We start from the raw sequence: 19,885 nt of genomic DNA, 5'->3' as shown, positions 1-19,885 counted from the left end.
CGGCGAGCAGCGTCGTCAACAGCAGACCGTGGAGCACGCGCACCTTCAGTCCTCGCGCAGCTGCGGTGCCGGGTCATGGCGTGCGGAACGCCACGCCGGATACAGGCTGGCGAGCAGCGCCGCGGTGCAGCCCAGCACCAGGGTGAACAACACCGGCGATGGTGGCAGTTGCAGCGCCATGCTCCAGCCAAATGCCCGCACCTGGATCGCGTCGGTCAACACCCAGGCGAGCGCGATTCCGGTCGGGATCGCCAGCAGGGCTGCGAGCAGGCCGAGCAGCAGGGACTGCAGGGTGATCAGCGCGGCGATCTGTGACGGCGTCATGCCCAGGGCGCGCAGCACCGCATACTCTTTGCGGCGTTCCAGCTGCAGCGCCATCAAGGCGCTGAGCACACCGATGAACGCGACCAGCAGCGACAGGTAGCGCAGCACCTCGGTGATACGGAAGGTGCGGTCGAACACCGCCATCGACTCGGCATGGATCTCGCGCGCCGCGGTGTACACCAGCCCGGGGTGCGCCGACAGCCGCCGACGAGCGGTATCCAGCAACGCGGTCGGCCCGGGGCTGTCGCCGAACAGCGCCAGCGTATTGATCAGCGGGTCCGACCACAGGTCACGGTACCGATCCAGCGGCATGAACACACGGCCGTGTTCGCTGGCATAGTCACGCACCACGGCGGCGATCGGGAACTCGCGTTCACCCTGCGGCGTCGGCAGGACCAGGCGGTCGCCGGCGCTCAACGCCAGGCGATGGGCCAGCGGTTCGGAGATCAGCACGGCGCCCTGATCGTAGCGGGTCCATGGCTCCTCGACCCGGGCCAGCATCTGCAAGCCGGCGCGTGAGCGCGGCGCGAGTGCCGCGGCGACCAGGCGCAAAGGCGCACCGTCCAGCGACAGCGTGCGGCTGCGGTACAGGCTTGTCCCCGCCAGGCCCGGCAGTCGTGAGATCTCGTCGAGCACAGTCGGCGGCAGCGTCGCACCGTCGTCGAAACCCTCGGCGGCGATGTACAGGTCGGCGGCCAGCAGATCGTCGAGCCAGCTGCTGACGGCACCACGCATGCTTTCCACCATCACCGCGACCCCGACACTGGCGGCGAGCGCGACACTCAGTGCCGCCGTCGCGGTGCCCAGGCGCGACAGGTGCCGATCGAGGTCGCGCGTCGCCATACGCCAGACACCGCGTCGGGCGAGCGGACGCAGCACGCGGTGCACGCCGCGCAGCGCCATCGGCGTCAGCAGCGCGGCGCCCAGCAGCAGCATGAACAGGCCGGCAAAACCGCTGATGACGCCGCCCGGCGCGTGGAACGCGAACGTCAGGCCGAGCAGGGCCAGCAGAGATCCGGCCGCCGCCAGACGTGCGACACGGGTGACCGTGGTGCGTTCCAGGGCTGCACGCGACAGCGTGGTCAGCGGCGGGGTCGCGGCCGCATCGCGCGCCGGCCACCAGGCCGCGGCGAGGGTGCCGCCCATCCCGAGCAGCGTCGCCTTGGCCAACAGCCAGGCATCGGGTCGCGCAGCCGCGACGCTGACCTCGTAGTAGAGCTCGCTGACGGTCGCCGCGACGATCGCGGTCAGGGCATTGCCGAGCCAGATTCCGAGCAACACGCCGAGCAGGGTGCCGATGCCGCCGAGTATCGCCGCCTCCGCCAGCACCAGGCCCGCGATCTCGCCCGGCAGCACGCCCAGGGCGCGCAGCCGACCGAGCAGGGGACGGCGCTGTACGATCGCCAGGCTGATCGCGTTGAAGATCAGGAACACGCCGACCAGCAACGCGAGCAGCCCCATGGCGGTGAGATTCAACTCGAACGCACCGGACATGCGTGCGATGCCGGCGATCTGCTCGCTGATCTCGACCAGCTGCAGATCGGGCGGCAGTCGCTCGGCGACCCAGTCGCGCGCCGCTGCATCCAGGATCAGGTCGATGTGGCTCAGATGCGTCGGCCGACCGCCGAGGGCCTGCGCAGTCGCGATGTCGACCAGCAACAGGTCTCGGCTGGCCAGATGTCGGTCGGGATGGATCGCCAGCAACCGCAGGGTCTGCCGTCGGCCCTGGTAGCCGACGACCACAGGGTCACCGACGTCCGATCCGAGGACGTCGGCCGCCGATCGACTGACCACCAGGGCGCCCGGATCGCCCAGCCAGTCGGCGAGCGACGCCTGGCCGCGCACGCTGTCGCCGAGCGCGTCGCGAAAGCCCCGCTCGGCAAAGATATCGAGGCCGATCAGTTGCATGCGTTGCCCAATTCCCGGTACCTCGACCTGCAGGCGGATGACCGGCGCCATCGGCGGGTGTCCGGGGGTCGTGAACAGGCGCCGGTACAGCGCCTCGGGCACCTCGCCGGTGGTCCCGACGATACGATGGGTCGCATTGCCGCGCAGCTGCTCGGCGGACAAAGCAAATGACGCGCGCGCCGCACTGTTTGCCAGATCGACCGCGAGCACCACGGCGACGCCCATCGCGATCCCGAGCAGCGCCAGCAGGGCCTGCCAGCGATGGTGCACCAGGTGGCGCAGACCGGCGCGCAACAGCAGCGGTGCCGCGATCCCTTTCATGCATCGACCAGCCGGCCGTGGGTCAGGCGCAACACGCGATCCGCGGCGTCGGCGACGCGCCCGCTGTGGGTGACCAGCAGCAGGGTCGTTGCGTGTTCTCGCGCCATCCCGGTCAACAGGGCGATGACACCGTCCGCGGTGTCCTCGTCGAGGTTGCCGGTCGGTTCGTCCGCGAGCAGCAGTTGGGGGCGGTGGGCCAGGGCCCGCGCCACCGCGGTGCGTTGCTGCTCACCGCCGGACAGGGTCTCCGGATAGCGATCCGCCATGCCCTGCAGACCGACCGCTGCCAGCAGCCCGGTGACGCGTTGCGCATTGGACCGGGGGGCGCCACCGACCAGTTCCAGGGGCAGCGCGATGTTCTCGGCAACCGTCAGCGTCGGGATGAGGTTGAAGAACTGGAACACGAAACCGATCCGGTGGCGGCGGAACAGGGTGCGCTCGGGTTCGGGCTGCGCATGAACGTCGGTGCCGTCGATCAGCACGCGCCCGCTGTCGGGTGTGTCGATGCCGCTCAGCAGGTTCAACAGGGTGGTCTTGCCGCTGCCGCTGGCGCCCAGCAGCGCGACGACCTCGGCCGGTGCCACCTGCAGGTCGAGTGAAGTGAAGACCGCATGCGACCGGTCGCCGGCGCGGTAGTGTTTGCACAGATTTTCGACCTTCAGCATCGACGGCGACGGAATCCCTGGAGGCGTTGCGGACGGATGTTACCGCCAACCGTGCCACAGGGTGGGTTGCGGCCCCGGGAGGCCGGCGACGCCCGCGCCCACGCCGGATCACAAGCAAAAAACGACTTAAACCCTACCTTTGGCGTATTGAAATTCCTCCGTTCAGGCCCTAAAAACAAACCTGACTAAAACACTTGGGATTTAACTGCAGCGATGAGCTCGACCATAAAACAGATGGACGCCCTGGTCGGCAAGGGCTACGAGCATGGGTTCGTGACCGAGATCGAGACCGAGGTGATACCGCCGGGTCTCAGCGAGGAGACCATCCGGCTGATCTCGCAGCGCAAGAACGAGCCCGAATGGGTGCTCGAATACCGGCTCAAGGCGTTTCGTCACTGGCTGACGATGCAGGCGCCGCAATGGGCAGCGGTGCATTATCCGCAGATCGATTTCCAGGCGATCTCGTACTTTGCAGCGCCGAAAAAGAAACCGACGCTGGAGAGCCTCGACGAGGTCGACCCGGAACTGTTGCGCACCTACGAGAAACTCGGCATCCCGATCGAGGAGCAGAAGGCACTGGCGGGTGTCGCGGTCGACGCGGTGTTCGACAGCGTCTCGGTGGCGACGACTTTCCGCAAAAACCTCGCGGATGCCGGGGTTATCTTCTGCTCCATCTCCGAGGCGATGCACGATCACGCAGACCTGTTGCGCGAGTATCTCGGTTCGGTCGTGCCGCACACCGACAATTTCTACGCCGCGCTGAACGCTGCGGTGTTCACCGACGGCACCTTCGTATACGTCCCGAAGGGTGTGCGCTGTCCGATGGAGCTGTCGACCTATTTTCGGATCAACGCGCAAAACACCGGACAGTTCGAGCGCACGCTGATCGTCGCCGACGAAGGCAGCTATGTGAGCTACCTCGAAGGCTGTACAGCGCCGCAGCGCGACGAGAACCAGCTGCACGCCGCGGTCGTCGAACTGGTGGCGATGCAGGATGCCCAGATCAAGTACTCGACGGTCCAGAACTGGTATCCCGGCGACAACGAAGGCAAGGGCGGGATCTACAACTTCGTGACCAAGCGCGGCGACTGCCGCGGGGCCCGCTCCAAGATCTCGTGGACCCAGGTCGAGACCGGATCGGCGATCACCTGGAAGTACCCCAGCTGCCTGCTGCGTGGCGACGACTCGATCGGCGAGTTCTACTCGGTCGCGGTGACCAAGGGTCGGCAGCAGGCCGACACCGGGACCAAGATGATCCATATCGGACGCAACTCGCGCAGTACCGTGGTCTCCAAGGGCATCTCGACCGGCAACGGCCAACAGGCCTATCGCGGGCTGGTGCGCATGGCGCAGAAGGCCGAAAACGCGCGCAACCATACGCAATGCGACTCGCTGCTGATCGGCGACCGCTGTGCCGCGCATACCTTTCCGTACATCGAGGTCAGGAACCCGACCGCGAAGGTAGAGCACGAGGCCACCACGTCGAAGATCGGCGAGGACCAGCTGTTCTACTGCCGCAGCCGCGGGCTGTCGGAGGAGAACGCCGTGTCGCTGATCGTGAACGGCTTCTGCAAAGAAATATTCAACGAGCTGCCGATGGAATTCGCCGTGGAGGCGCAGAAGCTGCTCGCCATCAGCCTCGAAGGGGCGGTGGGGTAACCGATGGAGAGTAATCAGATGATGTTGTCGATCAAGCAGCTGCACGCCGAGGTGGACGGCAAAGAGATCCTCAAGGGTGTCGACCTCGACGTGGGGCGTGGCGAGGTTCACGCGATCATGGGTCCCAACGGGTCCGGAAAGAGCACCCTGGCGCACGTCCTGGCGGGTCGCGAGGGGTATCGCGTGACGGCCGGGGAGGTGCTGCTGGATGGCGAGAACCTGATCGACCTGGAACCCGAGGAACGCGCGGTGCGCGGGCTCTTTCTGGCGTTTCAATACCCGGTGGAACTGCCGGGCGTGAACAATACCCACTTCCTCAAGGAGGCGCTGAACGCGCAGCGCAAGGCACGCGGCGAGCCGGAACTGGACTCGGTGCAGTTCCTGCGCCTGGTGCGCGAAAAGCTCGCGATGGTGTCGATGAATCCCGAGCTGCTCAAACGCCCGGTCAATGCCGGGTTCTCGGGTGGCGAGAAGAAACGCAACGAGATCCTGCAGATGGCGGTGTTCGAACCGAAACTGGCGATCCTCGACGAGACGGACTCGGGACTCGATATCGATGCGCTGCGGACCGTTTCGGACGGCGTCAATGCGCTGCGCAGCGAAGAACGCTCCATCGTGCTGGTGACCCATTATCAGCGTCTGCTCGACTACATCGAGCCGGATTACGTGCATGTGCTGGCCGGTGGTCGGATCGTGCGCTCCGGAGACAAGTCGCTGGCCAAGGAACTCGAGGCCAAGGGCTACGGCTGGTTGACCGGTCAGGGTGAGGCGGCATGAACGACGTGACGGCGACCGGAACCGATCTCAAAGAGGTGCTGCGTGCCGGCCGGCAGCGGGCGGCGAACCTGACCGGCACCCCGGCATGGTTGGAACAGGTGCGCGAACGCGGTGCTGCCGAGTTTGCAGGCCTGCCGCTGCCGGACCGTCGTCAGGAGGCCTGGCGCTACACCTCGATTGGATTTCTCGATCAGGCGACCTACCGCCCGATGCGTGAGCAGTCATTCGATGCGCTGCAGCCCGCGGACATCGAGGACCTGCTGTTGCAGGACAGTGACGCGCTGCGCCTGGTGTTCGTCAACGGTCACCTGGCCGCATCCCTCAGTACCGTGCCCGGCACCAACGACGGCATCCTGGTCGGCAGCCTGCAGGGCATGGCAGACAACCTGCCACAGGTGTTGCGCGACCAGCTCGATGCGATCACCGCACATCGCACGGTGTTCACGGCGCTGAACAGCGCGTTGATGTCGGATGGCGCTCTGATCCATGTGCCGCGTGCCCACGATGCCGGCCGGCCGATCGAGATCCTGCATATCGGCGTCGGCATGGACGAACCGGCGATCGTGCATCCGCGTCATCTGATCGTTGTCGACCCGGGTGCGCGTGTGGAAGTGATCGAGCGTTATTGTGGCCTGGGCGACGGCGTGTACTTCAACAATGCGCTGATCGAGGTCGCGTTGGGCGAAGACAGCCAACTGGTCCATGGACGCCTGCAGGAAGAGAGTCGCAATGCGCAGCATCTCAGCGACCTGCAGGTCAGATTGGCCGCCGGCAGTCGTTATCGCCTGGTACAGGCCTCGCTGGGTGGTGCCTGGTCACGTACCGAGGTGCACGTCGATTTCACCGGTGAAGGCGCCGAGGCTGAACTCGACGGTCTGATGCTGGCGCGCGACCGCCAGTTGACCGACGTGCATCTGAGCGTGCAACACAAGGTGCCGCATTGCACCAGCCGCGAGACCTTCAAAGGGATTCTCGACGGCAGCGGCAGGGTGGTGTTCGACGGCCATATCGTCGTCGCACGCGACGCGCAAAAGAGCGACGCTGTACTCGCCAACGACAATCTGATGTTGTCCCGTGCCGCTGAGGTGGACACCAAGCCGCAGCTGGAGATCTACGCCGACGACGTGAAGTGCAGCCACGGAACCACGGTCGGCGAACTCGACAGCGACATGCTGTTCTACCTGCGCTCGCGCGGTATCGGCGAGGCCAAGGCGCGCCAGATGCTGTGCCATGGATTCGCGCAGGAGGTGCTCGATCGTATCGACCATGCGCCGCTACGTGCGCGCGCAGCGACGCTGCTCAGCCAGCGTCTGTTGGAAACGTTGCAAGATGACGAGGTGTGACCCATGTTGGCGTCCAGCGAAGACACGGTAATGGGCGACGAAGCGACCCAGGGCGGACCTGCCGGGGACGCACGTCTCGAGCAAATCATCGCGGCGCTGCGTACCGTCTACGATCCCGAGATCCCGGTGAATGTCTACGATTTCGGGCTCATCTATGCGATCGATGCGGTGGGTGAACGCGATATCGCGATAAAGATGACGCTGACCGCACCCGGTTGCCCGGTAGCCGGCATCCTGCCGGGACAGGTGGCGCAGGCGGTGGCGTCGGTCGACGGTGTCGACCACTGCGACGTCGAGCTCGTCTGGGATCCGCCGTGGGACCAGAGTCGGATGAGCGACGAGGCACGGCTCGAATTGGGGATGTTCTGATGCCGGTTGAAAGCGCCGGCAGGAGTGAAACGAGAATGGCTATCGAATTGACAGAGGCGGCCGCGCGCCATGTCGCGGGGCAGTTGGCCAAGCGCGGCGCCGGCGAGGGGCTGCGTATCGGTACGAAGAAGAGTGGCTGTACCGGATTTGCCTATGTGGTGGACTATGCCGACACGGTGAAGGACGGCGACCGGGTGTTCGAAAGCCACGGTGTCAAGGTAGTGGTCGATGAACAATCGTTGCCGAACCTGGATGGCATGGTCGTGGACTTCGTCAAGACCAACCTGCTCAACCAGGGTTTCGAGTTCCGCAATCCGAATGTCAAGGACATGTGTGGCTGCGGCGAATCCTTCAGCGTATGAGCGGCGCATGCTGACACCCGAGGAGGTCATCGAAAACTTCGAGTTCCTCGACGACTGGGACGCGCGCTACACCTACCTGGTAGAACTCGGCGAGGCGCTTCCACCACTCGACGAGCGTTACCGCACCGAACAGAACCGCGTGCAGGGATGCATGAGCAAGGTCTGGGTGTGCGCACTGCGCGACCCGGACGACCCCGACCGCCTGAGGTATGTCGGTGACTGCGATACCGCGGTGATCAAGGGTGTGCTGGCGCTTTTGATCGAGCTGGTCAGCGGCCACACGCCGCAGGAGATCGAGGCGATGGATCTCGATCAGCTGTTCGACCGATTGAAGCTCGCCGACCATCTCAGCCCGAACCGGCATTTCGGCATCTACTCCATCGTGGAGCTGATGAAGGCCCAGGCGCGCACGTTCACCGGCGGTTGACCGGGCGGGATGCCGTCCGCGATTGCGCAGTCCTTCAGCGGCCCTGTGTCGGGGGCGGAATCAGCAGGTCCTCGAGAAAATAGGCGGACAGGGCGGCGCGGCCGCTCAATCGCCCTTTGCGGAAGATCGCGAACGATTGCTGACGCACGGTCTTCTCGCTGACGTCGCGCAGCACGGCGATCTCCTTGTAACTCAGTCCCTTTAGGATCAGCAGACCGACCTCGCGCTCGGCGGGCGTCAGTCCCCAGTCATCGAATTGATCGCTGATACCCTGGCTCAGACCACGCATCAGTTCGCGCCGGTGTTCCCGCCAGCGCATACCCTCGACGCGCGCGGTCTCCAGGTCCCGGATCAGCAACTGCTGCTGATCGTGTTGCTGTCTCACCTGGTCGGTGAGACGGACCATGCCGACGGCGATCGAGATGATCAGCGCCGGTTGAATCAGTTCGACGAGGATCTCACCGAGGCTCAGACCCGGGTCCTCGATGATCTCGAGTCCGATCAGCAGTGCGCTGCCGACGATGATCACCGCCGCGCTGATCCAGTTCTTCCGCCGCTGATCCACGTCCCGCATCGTGCCGAGGCCTCCCGAGCGCCCATCCGTCCGTCAAGCCATGCGGTGCCCCGGGGGCTGCCGTGCGGCACAGTCCCCGGGGCACACACTCAGCATACCTCAGAGCTCGTCCTGGTCCGTGCAGAACGCGTCCGGTGACAAGCGGCAGAGGCTGGCGAGCAGTGCCTCGGGGTCGGCGATCTCGCAGGCGGCGTCGTGCAGCACGTCGAGCGAATCGCCGGTGCATACGAGTTCAGCGCGTTCACCGGTTGCCAGACCGTCCTCGAGCTTCTCCGCCATTACGAATCCAATCCCGGGCAGATAGTACTTGTACTCCGCGGTATCGGGCTCCAACGGCGTGAATTCGAGCGTCTGCAGACATCCGCCGGCGGCCGCGCAGGGGAAGCGCGGGTTGTCGTCGGTGGGATGGGCAGCGAGATCGGCATACTGGATGACGTCCTCGGCCTCGCCGAGTGCGAACTCCTGCCGGTGGGCGAGCCCGACCTGCGGTTGCGCCGCGATCAGCAGCCCGCTCTTCGCGCGATCGACCCCGGCCTTGAATGAGCCATCCAGGTCGACCAGCTCGCCGTCTTCGAAATTGCGCGCCAGTTCACCGCAGTAATACACGTTGCCGTCGACGTCCTGTGCGAACCAGTCGTCGGTGACCTCCACCGGCGCGTATTCGACCTCGGTCCCGGTTTCGTCGGTCTCCTGCTCGACCACGGCATCGACGACGACGCGGCAGGCCACGCCGTTGATCTCCTTGGTGTCCGCGGTGACGTGCACGACGATTGTCTCGTCGCCTTCACGCAGCACGTGGGTATGTCCGCTCACGACCGAGACAAAGGGATTGGCCTGCTGTGGGTCGACGTCGTCGGGTTCGACGAAGACGATGTCGGGGTCGAGCAATGGGTCGGGATCATAGCGGTCTTCGCCCAACACCTCGCAGGTCTCTTCGCGTGCATCGAGCTGGTCCCGGCACGACGCCAGACCCTCGCGCCGCTCGGCCAGCGCGGCCCGGCTGCAGGCGCGCCGGTCGCTGCGATCCGACAGGTTCATGCAGTTGGCCTCGGCGACGTTGTAGTCATCCCAGGTGTCGAGCCGACAGGCGCTGTACATCGTCTTTGCGGTCTTTTCGCACACGGAATCTCTTTTTCCGTCCGCCGCGGCGGGCGCGGCGAATGTCAGATTCAACAACGAACAAGCGATGACAGTCAGCGCGCTGGTTGATTTGTTCAACTTCATTTTTGGCTCCTTGCAATTGTGCAGACATTGCGGCGTCGTTGGCGTGATCGGAACCGAACGTGCCGCTGAACAGGTCTTGATGGCTGGCAACCCGGGGCGCCGGCGAGAGATGGGCACCACCCGCAGCCGGTCTCGGCCGTGACTGGCAACCCTCGGGTACGCGCCGGGTTGTCAGCTCAGACTCAAGCAGAGGGTCCCGCCTGGCTCCATCGAACATGCACCTCACGTCTGAGCGCGCCGGGTAAACCACTGTCTACAGGCGTTATTTGACGCGCCCATCAGTCCCCGGCCGGTGTCGGGCTGGTGTCCGGGTGACCGCGCCGGTCGCGTCGGCCGCGACGCATAGAACCCATGTCTTAAGGGGTTGCCCGGTGTTCCGCTGGACCGCAAGGCGGCGCCTGGCTCAGCGCCGTCGGCTGGCGCGCTGTGTTATCGTTTGCGCGAGGCCTGACGCTGTACCTGACATCGCAACCCGGGGTCTCGTTTCGGATGACCGCCAGCAAACCCACCAAAGATTACGTGTTCGTTTCGTACGCAAGGAGCGACAGCGAGGTGGTCGGGCGCGTCGCCGGCGCGCTAGAGGCGAGAGGCGTCGACCTGTGGCGCGATACCGAAGACATCTCGGCGGCCACGTTCTGGAGCGAGCAGATCGTCGATGCGATCCAGCACAGTTCGGGTGTCCTGTTGTTCCTGTCTCCCGCCAGCGCCTATTCGGAGAACGTCTCCAAGGAACTGTCGATCGCGCTCGAGGAGCACAAGACGATTCTTCCCGTCTATCTCGAACCGACCGACCTCTCCAACCGGCTGCGCTATCAGCTCACCGGCATTCAGTATCTCGAACTGCCCGACCACGCGGACGTCGGTCGGCTGGACCAGATCGCTGCGGTCCTGCAAAACCTGGTCGCCGGCAATTCAACTGGACCGGTCAAGCCACCCCGGCGGTCGTCAGCCGGACCCGGTGCCGGAAGGCGGGTCCCGGCCAGGCTCGCCTACCTGTTGGGCGCCGTGGCGCTGCTGTCGCTTCTCGGGTTCTTTGCGTACCGGTCGGGCCTGTTGGATCGCGTGTTGGTCGAACAGTATCCCGATATCAACCTGGTGATGTACGTGCATGACGCGGGGCTGACCCGACAGCAGGCCGAAAAGATCCGGCGGGATCTGCACAGCTACGGAATGACGGTGAACGTGTTTGACCATCGCGATCGTGCTGCCCCCGATGCGGTGTTCATCGGCGATTTCGTGCCGGTGGAGATCGCGCGCGAGGTGCTCGAAGAGGTGCCGTACGAGATCGAGTACCTTTTTCCGAACGATTACTCGGCTGTCGAGGGCGGTGATCCGCGCGGATTGACGATCGGCATCGGTTATATGTCGGGCCACAACCGGGAACGCCGTCCGCCGAGTTCGACGCCGGTGCATGTGTCCGCAGGCGACCTCCGCTTTCTCACCGAAAGCGGTATATCCGACAGCGAGTTCCAGAAGCGACTACGCCAGTTGATCCTGCAGAATCCGCGCTATCCACAATAAGCAGCGGAGCGGCAGCTGCTGTGCCGGACGGAGGCGGGATGGCGTTTCGTCATATCGGCCGGCTATCCTGGCCCTTTGGGTTCGAACACGGAGCATCCATGAAGAGAATCAGCGCCTCGGTCAGCCCGGAAGGCAGTCTCGAGGTCCTTTCGCAACTCGAGGTCAAGACCCTGCTGGACACCAGCGCCCGCGGACTGTACCGGCTGTTTCGCAGCTGTGCGCTGGCGGTGTTGAACAGCGGCAGCCATACCGATGATGCGCGCGAGATCTTCGACACCTATCGGGATTTCGGCATCAATCTGATGCAGCGCAACCAGGGCATCAAGCTGCGCCTGGAGAACGCCCCGGCCAGCGCCTTCGTCGACGGGCGGATGATCCAGGGTATCCGCGAACACCTGTTTGCGGTTCTGCGCGACATCATCTACACGCACAACGAGATCCAGGGCGATCCGTCGCTGGACCTCGATCGTAGCGAGCACATCACCTCCGCGGTGTTCCATATCCTTCGCAACGCGCGCCTGCTGCGCTCTGGGGTCGAGCCGAACGTCGTGGTCTGCTGGGGTGGGCACTCGATCGGCCGCGAGGAGTACGACTACACGAAGGAGGTCGGCTACCAGCTGGGGCTGCGTGGCCTGGACGTCTGCACCGGTTGTGGTCCAGGGGCGATGAAGGGACCGATGAAGGGTGCGGCGATCGGACATGCGAAGCAACGCATCGCCCAGGGTCGCTATATCGGTCTCACCGAACCCGGGATCATCGCCTCGGAACCACCGAACCCGATCGTCAATGAACTGGTGATCCTGCCGGACATCGAAAAGCGTCTCGAGGCCTTCGTGCGTATTGGTCACGGCGTGGTGATCTTTCCCGGTGGCGTCGGAACCACCGAGGAGCTGCTGTACCTGCTCGGCATCCTGCTGCACCCGGAAAATGCCGATCACCCGTTCCCTCTGATCCTGACCGGGCCGGCAGAGAGCGCCGACTATTTCGCAGCGGTGGACCATTTCGTGGCGCAAACGCTCGGCGGTGCCGCCCAGCGCCTGTACCGCATCGTGATCGACGATCCGGTCGAGGTCGCGCGTGCGATGCGTGTTGCGATGCAAACCGTGACCGATTTCCGCCGCGCCGGCCGCGATGCGTTCTATTTCAACTGGCAGCTACTGGTCGAGAAGGATTTTCAGCAGCCATTCGTGCCGAACCACGCGGCGATGGCGGGACTGTCACTGGATCGCGACCAGGCGCCGCACCGGCTCGCGGCGAACCTGCGCCGCGCGTTCTCCGGTATCGTCGCCGGCAACGTCAAGGAGAACGGAATCCGTGCGGTCGAGGCGCACGGTCCCTTTCACATCCATGCACCGCCGGATATGACGGCCGCGATGGACGACCTGCTGCAGCGCTTCGTCGCCCAGCGGCGCATGAAGCTCGAAGGCGAGTACACGCCCTGCTATACGCTGGTCGACTGAAGGTCCCGCGAACCCTTGACCTGGGACAAACAGGCCCCTTGAAATACGGCCGTTCGGCCCCATCTTTCGGGCAGGAAGGTAGGACGCAGAGCCTGCCAACTTGGTCACTTTGTGTGATTCGGAAGGGAGGAAGCCGTCATGACTCTGATGAAATACGAACCCTGGACACTGCTCGAGCAGATGCGCAGGGAGATGCAACAGGCGATGGACACCCGCACCGGTGAAGGCAGCAGCGTGGCCACCAGTGACTGGGTGCCTGCGGTGGATATCAAAGAGGAACAGGACAGCTTCTTGATCGTGGCCGATATCCCGGGCGTCGACCCGAAAGATATCGAGGTACACATGGAAAACGGCATGCTGACGATCAAGGGCGAGAAGGAGTCCGAGAAGAAGGAAGAGAAGGAAGGCTACAAGCGTGTAGAACGGACCTTCGGCAGCTTCTATCGGCGCTTCAGCCTGCCGGATACCGCGGACCCTGAAAAGATCACTGCAAAGAGCAACAACGGTGTGCTCGAAGTACGTATCGGCAAACACGAAAAGGTCCAGCCACGCAAGATTGCGGTCAACAGCTGAACCTGCGTGGGCTCCGCTGCCACCCGGTGTGGTAGCGGAGCCTCGTTTCGCCGACCCGAATTGAGTGCGGCAGCCTCGTAACGATGGACTACAAAGACTACTACGCGGTGATGGGCGTGGCACGCGACGCCACCCAGGACGACATCAAGCGTGCCTATCGCAAGCTCGCGCGCAAGTTTCACCCGGATGTCAGCAAAGAGGCCGATGCCGAGCGGCGTTTCAAGGAGTTGGGTGAGGCCTACGAGGTCCTGAAGGATCCCGAGAAACGTGCGGCCTACGATCAGCTCGGCAAGGACTGGCGTGCCGGACAGGAGTTTCGGCCTCCGCCCGGTTGGGACGCGGGTTTCGAGTTTTCCGGCGGCGGTTACACGGATGCCGACCGTGGCGGTTTCTCCGATTTCTTCGAGAGTCTGTTCGGACACGGCGGGCATTTCCGCAGCACGGGCTTTGGCGCCGGTGCGCGCACCGTCGGGCGGGGAGAGGATCATCACGCGCGGGTCGAGGTCGGTCTCGAAGACGCGTTCGCCGGTGCGACCTTGAGCCTGCAGCTGCGGATTCCGGAATACGATGCGCAGGGTCGACTGATCGACCGGTCGCGCAAGCTGCAGGTCAAGGTCCCGCGCGGCGTCACGGCCGGAAAACGCATCCGGCTCGCCGGGCAGGGTGGCGCCGGGCTGAACGGTGGTCCGCCGGGCGACCTCTTTCTCGAAGTGGCGTTGCGCGCACACCCGCTGTACCAGGTGGACGGCAAGGACGTGTTTCTCAATCTGCCGATCACGCCGTGGGAGGCCGCGCTGGGCGGCAAGGTCAAGGTGCCGACGCTCGGAGGACAGGTCGATGTGGCGATCCCGGCCGGCGCGCGCAGCGGGCAGAAACTGCGCTTGAAGGGGCGCGGTCTGCCGGTGCCCGGGGAGGCCCCCGGCGACCAGTTCGCGGTATTGCAGATCGTCGCGCCACCGGCCGACAGCGATGCCAAGCGTGCCTTGTACGAACAGATGGCGCGAGATCTCGCGTTCAACCCGCGTGCACACCTGGGAGGTTGACGTGGCAGCGCAACGACAGACCCATCGACCGGACGTCGAGTACCACCTCACGCTCGCCGAGCTGTCGCGCTGCTGCGGCGTGACCGCGGAGAAGATCCTGGTGTTGGTCGCCGAGGGTGTGCTGTCACCGCAAGGCCACTCGGAACGCGAGTGGCGTTTCGCTGGCGGCGACCTGGGGCGCGCGCTCAGCGCACTGCGCCTCGAACGGGATCTGGGCGTCAACGCGGCAGGGGCCGCACTGGCGATCGATCTGCTCGACGAGATGCGGCGTCTGCGAGAACGGGTGCGCCTCCTGGAGTCGCTGATGTTTCCGCGTTGACCCTGGTCGCGCGGGAGGAGGAGTCACATGAGCACATTGCAACAACTGCGTCGCAGCCTCGGACGGACCTGGGACAACCTCGCCGAGGGTTGGCACAACCTGCGCGAGCGCGCCGATCAGGCGCTGACCCGTTTCCGTCCGCTGGCACGACGCGAGGATCTGGATACCTGGGAGGACCAGGTGATGCGGCATGCGGCCGACTGGGCGCTGCTGACGACCGAGGTCCAGGAAGACGAGCGCAGTCTGCTGGTACGCATCGAGATCCCGGGCATGGATCGGGACGACTTCGATATCGACGTGATCGACAACCATCTGGTGGTGCGTGGCGAGAAGCGGGTCCAGCGCGAACAGCGCGAGGGGCGCTTCCACGTGATGGAATGTGCCTACGGCAGCTTTGAGCGCGCGATCCCGCTGCCGGTCGAGGTCGATGGTCAGGCGGCAAGTGCGCACTATCGGCGCGGCGTATTGAACGTGACCCTGCCCAAGCTGCGGTCGGCCATGAGCCGACGGATCCCGGTGACCAGCGCCTGAGCGGGTAGCCGGTCGTCAGGTATCCGGGGTAGCCGGTGGCTCGATGCCGGCTCGCCAGTCCTGCAGGGGCTGCACGAAGGGAGGGGTGCCGTTGCCGCCATACCAGGCGTCGACGGCAAAGCGCTCACCGCTGTGCGTGTCGCGAATCACCGCGGTCCAATGGACTGCAAACACCCAGCGCTGACGTTTGAGACGTTCTTCGACGACATGCCAACGCAGCAGGCCTGCGCGTTCGAGCATCCGCAGATAGGTGGTCGTGTTGGTCGATTCGGCGATGCAGTCGAGCTGACCGGGCTCACCGTTGTCGGCGTCATTGCGCGGACGATCGCGCCAGGTGCCGGTCTGCCGGCCGACCTCGTGCTCCATGCGCGCAATGCTTTCGGCGATCGCCGTACGCTCGGCGGCCGCGTCGCCGTCGGATCGCAGCGGTGCGACGATCCCTCGCCAGGTCCGGTCATCGAGTGCCACCGTCTGGCGCATGTCGCAGTGGTAGTCGATACAGGCGTCGAACCGTGCGCCCGCCGACGGGGTGTCCGCCACGGCGGTGGCGCACAGGTTCAGTGCGACCAGTCCCGCGCTCCCGAGTCGTGACGCAATCCCGTTCATCCTGCAATGCTAGCCGATTGGACTGCCGTTGGCCGGTGCCCGTTGCCATGTCCGGTGACAAGGACATGGGCCGGGGATTGGTGTATACGGGGCTCTGAAAACGGCGATGTACGACGAGGACGATGCGATGCCGCGTGGGTACAGGTACTGGCGAGTCGTTGGTGCGGCGATGCTGTTGGCCGGCAGCGTGTCCGCTCGCGACCCCGACCTGGACAACGGCGAGGAGATCAACGAGGTCTGCGCAGGCTGTCATGGCGAATTCGGCCAGGGCGGAAAGCAGGGGATCTATCCACGCCTGGCCGGTCAGCCGTACCGGTTCCTGGTCGATCAGCTGGTGTTGTTCCGCGAGCGCAAACGCCCGAACCTGGCGATGGTGGAGTACGTCGACGAGCGTCAGATGCCGGACGCTGACATTCAGGATATCTCGGCTTACCTGGCCGCGATCGAACTCCCGTCCCGGCTGGCGCCGGTCGACGAGAACGCCGCGGAGTTCGATGCCCTGGCCCGTCTCAACGAGGCCAAACGGGTTTTGCAGATCCCGCGCGCCGAAGGTGACATCGACCGCGGTGAAAAGGGCTACCGGCGTGAATGTGCCTCGTGCCATGGTCGCGACGGCCGCGGAGAGGCGAAGGATGGGGTGCCCCTGCTCGCCGGACAGTACACCGACTACCTGTGGCGTCAGGTCGACAAGTACATCGCCAAGGTACGCATCCACGACCCCAGTGCGCCGGACGACAGCCTTTTGGCGGAGTTTAGTACGGATGAATTGCGCGACATCTTCGCCTATGTCTCGACCCTCGACGACTGACGCACTGCGCCGGCTGGTCGGTGCGTCGCTGTGGTTGCTCGTGGTGTCCCCGCTCGCATCGCACGACCTGCTTGCGGCCGATCTGCCGCGCGGAGAATGCTCGGCGCCGGCGGCTGCCACCGACCTGCGTCACTGCACGCTGCAGGGACGCAAACTGGTCGGCGCAGACCTGCGGGGTGCGGATCTGCGCGGTGTCGATCTGAGCAACGCGGACCTGTCGGCGGCGGATCTCAGCGATGCGGATCTGCGCGAGGCGGACCTGCGCTGGACCAAGCTCCATGACAGCAGGCTGACGGATGCCGAACTCAGTCGGGCCGACATGTTCCATGTCGTGGCCGACTCGGCAAACCTGGACGGTGCCCGGCTGTTCCGGACCAACCTCTTCGGCGCCCTGCTCAACGGCGTCCGGGCACGCGACGCCGACTTCACGCATGCGTACATGAAGGACGTGGAACTCGAAGAGGCGGATCTGAGCGGAGCGGTGCTGCGCCGCGTGAACCTGTTGCGCATGGTTGCGATCGGGACGACCTTTCGTGGTGCCGATCTTTCGTACAGCCAGATGACGGGTGCCGCCGCCAGCGACGCGGATTTCAGTGATGCGCGCCTGCGGCGGGCGCACCTCAATGGCGCGGATCTTCAGCGCGCGCGCTTTACCGGCGCCGATATGCGTGGCCTGAACCTGGCAAACGCGCGCGTGGATGATGCCATCGATCTTGCCGACCCGTCGCCGTCCGGCGCACCCGATGCCGCGACGACCGCGGCGGGCGATTGATCCGGCTGTCGAGATCCCTGCGACGCGTTCCCCGTAGTGGGGCCGGCCGCTGACGCCGCCACGGCAGGGCAGCCTTTCCCGCCTACAGGCGGGTCAGTGCCGCGAACTGCCGCCCGAACAGGTCGGTCAGCACCAGCGAGATCGGTGCGAAGGCGACGAAGATCCACACCAGGCGACGGATGAAGGTGCGGCACAGCTGTGCCTCGAGAAAATAGTGCGCCACCAGCCAGGCCTTCAGCCAGACGATCGCCGCGACCAGCAGCGGTAGCCAGACGGCGCCCTGCAACCATGCACCGAGGGTGAGGCTGAGCAGTGTGAACGTCACCAGCAGCGTCCAGGCAAGAAACAACGGGGCCAGGCGCGTACCGGGCTGTCCTGCGTCTTTCATGGTTCAGGCCAACACATAGAAGAACGCAAAGATTACCAGCCAGATGATGTCGGTCGCATGCCAGTAACTGGCCAGGGCCTCGAGCCCGCTGTGCTCGTTACGCGAGTAGGCGCCGCCGAGGTGGCGGGCGAGGACCCACAGCATGCCGAGGATTCCCCAGCTGGCGTGTACCAGGTGGTTCAGCGTCAGGTAGTAGTAGGCACCGACAAAGACGCCGGCCTGCGCATCGATACCGTGCACCAGGTTCCATTGGATCTCGAAGTACTTGGTCAACGGATAACCGAGGGCCAGCACCAAGCCCGCGATCAGCCAGTACAGCGATGCCCGGCGTCGATCGTTGCGCAAGGTGGTGACCGAGGCCGCGATGCAGGTGCTGCTGCTGATCATCAGCAGGGTGATCAGCGTGCCGGCCGACCGGGACAGCCGCTCGGCACCGGCGTGAAAGGCTTCGGGAAAATGGGCGCGGGCGACGAAGTAGACGATGAACAGCACCCCGAACTCGACGAATATGCAGGTGATGCCGACCCAGATGCCGCGGTTGCCTGGAATCCGCCCCGGTCCTTCCACGTCGAAGGCATTGCGCCCCGCGAGGCCCGCTACGGCCGGGTCGTGCACGGCCTAGGGCTCGGATGGCGCCGTAGCGCCGGCAGTGGTCGCCCCGCGTGCCGGCCCGTTGTCCGGCGAATCCGCCGGCTGCGACACCTTGCGGTCCTTCCGGTAGATGCGACGCAGCCGGTCGCAGGGGTCCTCGTCATCCACCCGGGGGGTGAACCAGACGTAATCGAACGGCGGGGTGTCCTCCTCGAACCATTGGCCGTAGTCGTTGGCCTCGGTCATCTCGGGCTTGACCGAGGCGAACAGCACGCTGACCAGATCTCCGTCGCGCCGCAGGCCATCGAGCAGGTGAGGTACCCCGCGGTCGCCACGCGCATGGCCGTAACCGGCCATCAGCAGCGCGCCGCCGCCCGCATCGGTGGCCACCAGTCGATGGGCCATGGTGGCATCGCGCGCCCGCTGGACGAGCATCAGGGCCTCCAGGTTTGAGGAGAACAGCATGCCGCAGTGGGCGCGGGCGAGGTCGCGCTGCAGCGTCGCTTGCTGGCGCTCATCGAGTGGCTGATCGAGGTCGAAGCGCTCGACCAGTTCCGGCGGCAGCGCATCGGTGCCCTGCTGCATCACGGATGCCGTCTCGCGGCGCGAGATGTTCATCGCCAACAACGGCAACCCTGATTCGACAGCGAATGTCACCAGGGGGCGGTACTGTTCCCACAGTCTGCGATGTCGCATGTTCCAGCCCAGGAAATCGACCAGTTCGTGTTCTTGCGGCTCCAGCAGGGCGGCGAAGTCGTCCAGCGCCCGTTGGTCGCTGGTGGTGAAGATCTCGAGTCCCACGGCGACGCGACGCCCGTTGCCGAACATGGCCCTGAGGATACGGAGTTGCAGACGGTGGTGGTCGGGGTTGTTGTGCGATTCCCCGGTGACCACGAAACGTACGTCGACCAGGCGGTCGAGCAGCGTCGACTCATCGATGAAGGTAGCGGATTCCGTGTCCCAGATCAGTCCGGTCAGCGGGTGTTGCTGGCCCAAAGGCGCCTGCCAGCGCGCGATGCCTTCGGTTGGTGCGGTGGTCGCTGCCACTGCCGCGGTCCAGACGAGGCACGCCGCCAGCGACGCGATCAGCATGCAGGTCGATCCGCGTGCAGGGTGGCCGGCGGCGGGCGCTGCCTGGTCAACTCCGATCGATCCGGACTTCAAAGGTGTCGATGCCATCCCGCGTCTCCCCACGATCCGGCAATCGGCAGCCGCGTGGCCCACGGCGACGCCGGACGCCTCGGCCACTGTGATGTGGCTAGTGTAACGCAAGCGGGCAGGTGGCCCATCGATGCACGCTATGTGCAGATAGGCAGGTTC

The 19,885-nt window shown here is 65.1% G+C and carries 22 protein-coding genes; 14 read left to right on the top strand and 8 right to left on the bottom strand.

Translation table 11 applies throughout. The annotated features are described in order from the left end of the window. Positions 1-45: 45 nt before the first annotated feature. Together H6955_01555 and H6955_01550 are read right to left on the bottom strand one after the other, a co-directional pair. Positions 46-2,553 carry an FtsX-like permease family protein gene (locus tag H6955_01555; protein ID MCP5312211.1) on the bottom strand — a complete coding sequence of 836 codons (2,508 nt, stop codon included), beginning with the start codon at positions 2,551-2,553 and terminating at the stop codon, positions 46-48. Continuing rightward, entirely contained in the window at positions 2,550-3,218 is a 669-nt protein-coding gene (locus tag H6955_01550) for an ABC transporter ATP-binding protein (protein ID MCP5312210.1), read from the bottom strand. The genes H6955_01555 and H6955_01550 overlap by 4 nt, the downstream gene beginning before the upstream one ends. Positions 3,219-3,431: 213 nt before the next feature. On the opposite strand from H6955_01550, the gene sufB reads away from it, so the two are divergent. Genes sufB through H6955_01520 form a run of 6 tightly spaced genes read left to right on the top strand, consistent with a single transcriptional unit; the run spans position 3,432 to position 8,155 of the window. Beyond that, positions 3,432-4,877 carry a Fe-S cluster assembly protein SufB gene (sufB, locus tag H6955_01545; protein MCP5312209.1) on the top strand — a complete coding sequence of 482 codons (1,446 nt, stop codon included), beginning with the start codon at positions 3,432-3,434 and terminating at the stop codon, positions 4,875-4,877. Between the two features lie 21 nt (positions 4,878-4,898). After that, positions 4,899-5,654, top strand: a complete 756-nt coding sequence (sufC, locus tag H6955_01540) for a Fe-S cluster assembly ATPase SufC (protein ID MCP5312208.1) — start codon at positions 4,899-4,901, stop codon at positions 5,652-5,654. After that, complete coding sequence (gene sufD, locus H6955_01535) at positions 5,651-6,997, top strand: Fe-S cluster assembly protein SufD (protein MCP5312207.1); 1,347 nt, start codon at positions 5,651-5,653, stop codon at positions 6,995-6,997. Before sufC ends, sufD begins: the two co-directional genes overlap by 4 nt. A 3-nt stretch (positions 6,998-7,000) precedes the next feature. Next, complete coding sequence (locus H6955_01530; protein ID MCP5312206.1) at positions 7,001-7,366, top strand: SUF system Fe-S cluster assembly protein; 366 nt, start codon at positions 7,001-7,003, stop codon at positions 7,364-7,366. A 35-nt stretch (positions 7,367-7,401) separates the two neighbouring features. Next, complete coding sequence (locus tag H6955_01525) at positions 7,402-7,728, top strand: iron-sulfur cluster assembly accessory protein (GenBank protein MCP5312205.1); 327 nt, start codon at positions 7,402-7,404, stop codon at positions 7,726-7,728. Positions 7,729-7,735: 7 nt separating this feature from the next. Next, the gene (locus H6955_01520; protein ID MCP5312204.1) at positions 7,736-8,155 is read left to right on the top strand and encodes a SufE family protein; all 420 of its coding nucleotides are present in this window, start codon (positions 7,736-7,738) and stop codon (positions 8,153-8,155) included. A 34-nt stretch (positions 8,156-8,189) separates the two neighbouring features. Here the strand turns inward: H6955_01520 and H6955_01515 are convergent, their stop codons facing one another. Continuing rightward, positions 8,190-8,729: a response regulator transcription factor gene (locus H6955_01515; protein ID MCP5312203.1), complete on the bottom strand. Its 540-nt coding sequence runs from the start codon at positions 8,727-8,729 to the stop codon at positions 8,190-8,192. 99 nt (positions 8,730-8,828) lie between these two features. Next, positions 8,829-9,953, bottom strand: coding sequence for a hypothetical protein (locus H6955_01510; protein MCP5312202.1), 1,125 nt, complete (start codon positions 9,951-9,953; stop codon positions 8,829-8,831). Positions 9,954-10,442: 489 nt separating this feature from the next. Here H6955_01510 and H6955_01505 point away from each other — a divergent pair, with 489 nt between their 5' ends. The 6 genes from H6955_01505 to H6955_01480 all read left to right on the top strand — a co-directional run bounded on the left by H6955_01505 (position 10,443) and on the right by H6955_01480 (position 15,400). Beyond that, positions 10,443-11,474: a toll/interleukin-1 receptor domain-containing protein gene (locus H6955_01505; GenBank protein MCP5312201.1), complete on the top strand. Its 1,032-nt coding sequence runs from the start codon at positions 10,443-10,445 to the stop codon at positions 11,472-11,474. A 107-nt stretch (positions 11,475-11,581) separates the two neighbouring features. Next, positions 11,582-12,934, top strand: coding sequence for an LOG family protein (locus H6955_01500; GenBank protein ID MCP5312200.1), 1,353 nt, complete (start codon positions 11,582-11,584; stop codon positions 12,932-12,934). A 138-nt stretch (positions 12,935-13,072) separates the two neighbouring features. Continuing rightward, a complete protein-coding gene (locus H6955_01495) occupies positions 13,073-13,507 on the top strand; it encodes an Hsp20/alpha crystallin family protein (GenBank protein MCP5312199.1) in 435 nt (144 codons plus the stop codon). A gap of 83 nt (positions 13,508-13,590) precedes the next feature. Then, positions 13,591-14,550 (top strand): DnaJ domain-containing protein, encoded by a 960-nt coding sequence (locus tag H6955_01490; protein ID MCP5312198.1) that lies wholly within the window; start codon positions 13,591-13,593, stop codon positions 14,548-14,550. Beyond that, positions 14,477-14,869, top strand: a complete 393-nt coding sequence (locus H6955_01485) for a hypothetical protein (GenBank protein ID MCP5312197.1) — start codon at positions 14,477-14,479, stop codon at positions 14,867-14,869. Before H6955_01490 ends, H6955_01485 begins: the two co-directional genes overlap by 74 nt. A 27-nt stretch (positions 14,870-14,896) precedes the next feature. Then, the gene (locus H6955_01480) at positions 14,897-15,400 is read left to right on the top strand and encodes an Hsp20/alpha crystallin family protein (GenBank protein MCP5312196.1); all 504 of its coding nucleotides are present in this window, start codon (positions 14,897-14,899) and stop codon (positions 15,398-15,400) included. A gap of 15 nt (positions 15,401-15,415) precedes the next feature. Here the strand turns inward: H6955_01480 and H6955_01475 are convergent, their stop codons facing one another. Then, entirely contained in the window at positions 15,416-16,006 is a 591-nt protein-coding gene (locus H6955_01475; GenBank protein MCP5312195.1) for a hypothetical protein, read from the bottom strand. 127 nt (positions 16,007-16,133) lie between these two features. Between H6955_01475 and H6955_01470 the strand changes: the two genes are divergently transcribed. Beyond that, complete coding sequence (locus tag H6955_01470) at positions 16,134-16,814, top strand: c-type cytochrome (GenBank protein MCP5312194.1); 681 nt, start codon at positions 16,134-16,136, stop codon at positions 16,812-16,814. Beyond that, the gene (locus tag H6955_01465) at positions 16,792-17,586 is read left to right on the top strand and encodes a pentapeptide repeat-containing protein (GenBank protein MCP5312193.1); all 795 of its coding nucleotides are present in this window, start codon (positions 16,792-16,794) and stop codon (positions 17,584-17,586) included. Before H6955_01470 ends, H6955_01465 begins: the two co-directional genes overlap by 23 nt. 82 nt (positions 17,587-17,668) lie before the next feature. On the opposite strand, the gene H6955_01460 is transcribed toward H6955_01465, so the two are convergent. From H6955_01460 to H6955_01450, 3 genes are read right to left on the bottom strand one after another with little or no spacing between them, the layout of a single operon-like run. Next, positions 17,669-17,974: a hypothetical protein gene (locus tag H6955_01460; GenBank protein ID MCP5312192.1), complete on the bottom strand. Its 306-nt coding sequence runs from the start codon at positions 17,972-17,974 to the stop codon at positions 17,669-17,671. 3 nt (positions 17,975-17,977) lie between these two features. Further along, positions 17,978-18,541 (bottom strand): cytochrome c oxidase subunit 3 family protein, encoded by a 564-nt coding sequence (locus H6955_01455; protein MCP5312191.1) that lies wholly within the window; start codon positions 18,539-18,541, stop codon positions 17,978-17,980. A 51-nt stretch (positions 18,542-18,592) separates the two neighbouring features. After that, complete coding sequence (locus tag H6955_01450) at positions 18,593-19,657, bottom strand: ChaN family lipoprotein (protein MCP5312190.1); 1,065 nt, start codon at positions 19,655-19,657, stop codon at positions 18,593-18,595. Between the last annotated feature and the right edge of the window lie 228 nt (positions 19,658-19,885).

It is taken from the genome of Chromatiaceae bacterium (assembly GCA_024235395.1).
Classification (GTDB): Bacteria; Pseudomonadota; Gammaproteobacteria; order Chromatiales; family Chromatiaceae; genus Thiosocius.
The sequence above is the reverse complement of the archived record's forward strand: the minus strand, read 5'-3'. Positions and strand labels throughout refer to the sequence as shown.

What these genes read in the sequence shown, in the direction of transcription:
- sufB (MCP5312209.1), top strand. Translation starts at nt 3,432, where the DNA reads ATGAGCTCGACCATAAAACAGATGGACGCCCTGGTCGGCAAGGGCTAC.
- H6955_01490 (MCP5312198.1), top strand. Translation starts at nt 13,591, where the DNA reads ATGGACTACAAAGACTACTACGCGGTGATGGGCGTGGCACGCGACGCC.
- H6955_01530 (MCP5312206.1), top strand. Translation starts at nt 7,001, where the DNA reads ATGTTGGCGTCCAGCGAAGACACGGTAATGGGCGACGAAGCGACCCAG.
- H6955_01520 (MCP5312204.1), top strand. Translation starts at nt 7,736, where the DNA reads ATGCTGACACCCGAGGAGGTCATCGAAAACTTCGAGTTCCTCGACGAC.
- H6955_01510 (MCP5312202.1), bottom strand. Translation starts at nt 9,953, where the DNA reads ATGAAGTTGAACAAATCAACCAGCGCGCTGACTGTCATCGCTTGTTCG.
- H6955_01475 (MCP5312195.1), bottom strand. Translation starts at nt 16,006, where the DNA reads ATGAACGGGATTGCGTCACGACTCGGGAGCGCGGGACTGGTCGCACTG.
- H6955_01460 (MCP5312192.1), bottom strand. Translation starts at nt 17,974, where the DNA reads ATGAAAGACGCAGGACAGCCCGGTACGCGCCTGGCCCCGTTGTTTCTT.
- H6955_01525 (MCP5312205.1), top strand. Translation starts at nt 7,402, where the DNA reads ATGGCTATCGAATTGACAGAGGCGGCCGCGCGCCATGTCGCGGGGCAG.
- sufD (MCP5312207.1), top strand. Translation starts at nt 5,651, where the DNA reads ATGAACGACGTGACGGCGACCGGAACCGATCTCAAAGAGGTGCTGCGT.
- H6955_01450 (MCP5312190.1), bottom strand. Translation starts at nt 19,657, where the DNA reads ATGCTGATCGCGTCGCTGGCGGCGTGCCTCGTCTGGACCGCGGCAGTG.
- H6955_01465 (MCP5312193.1), top strand. Translation starts at nt 16,792, where the DNA reads ATGTCTCGACCCTCGACGACTGACGCACTGCGCCGGCTGGTCGGTGCG.
- H6955_01515 (MCP5312203.1), bottom strand. Translation starts at nt 8,729, where the DNA reads ATGCGGGACGTGGATCAGCGGCGGAAGAACTGGATCAGCGCGGCGGTG.
- H6955_01470 (MCP5312194.1), top strand. Translation starts at nt 16,134, where the DNA reads ATGCCGCGTGGGTACAGGTACTGGCGAGTCGTTGGTGCGGCGATGCTG.
- H6955_01505 (MCP5312201.1), top strand. Translation starts at nt 10,443, where the DNA reads ATGACCGCCAGCAAACCCACCAAAGATTACGTGTTCGTTTCGTACGCA.
- H6955_01485 (MCP5312197.1), top strand. Translation starts at nt 14,477, where the DNA reads ATGCCAAGCGTGCCTTGTACGAACAGATGGCGCGAGATCTCGCGTTCA.
- H6955_01480 (MCP5312196.1), top strand. Translation starts at nt 14,897, where the DNA reads ATGAGCACATTGCAACAACTGCGTCGCAGCCTCGGACGGACCTGGGAC.
- H6955_01555 (MCP5312211.1), bottom strand. Translation starts at nt 2,553, where the DNA reads ATGAAAGGGATCGCGGCACCGCTGCTGTTGCGCGCCGGTCTGCGCCAC.
- sufC (MCP5312208.1), top strand. Translation starts at nt 4,899, where the DNA reads ATGTTGTCGATCAAGCAGCTGCACGCCGAGGTGGACGGCAAAGAGATC.
- H6955_01550 (MCP5312210.1), bottom strand. Translation starts at nt 3,218, where the DNA reads ATGCTGAAGGTCGAAAATCTGTGCAAACACTACCGCGCCGGCGACCGG.
- H6955_01495 (MCP5312199.1), top strand. Translation starts at nt 13,073, where the DNA reads ATGACTCTGATGAAATACGAACCCTGGACACTGCTCGAGCAGATGCGC.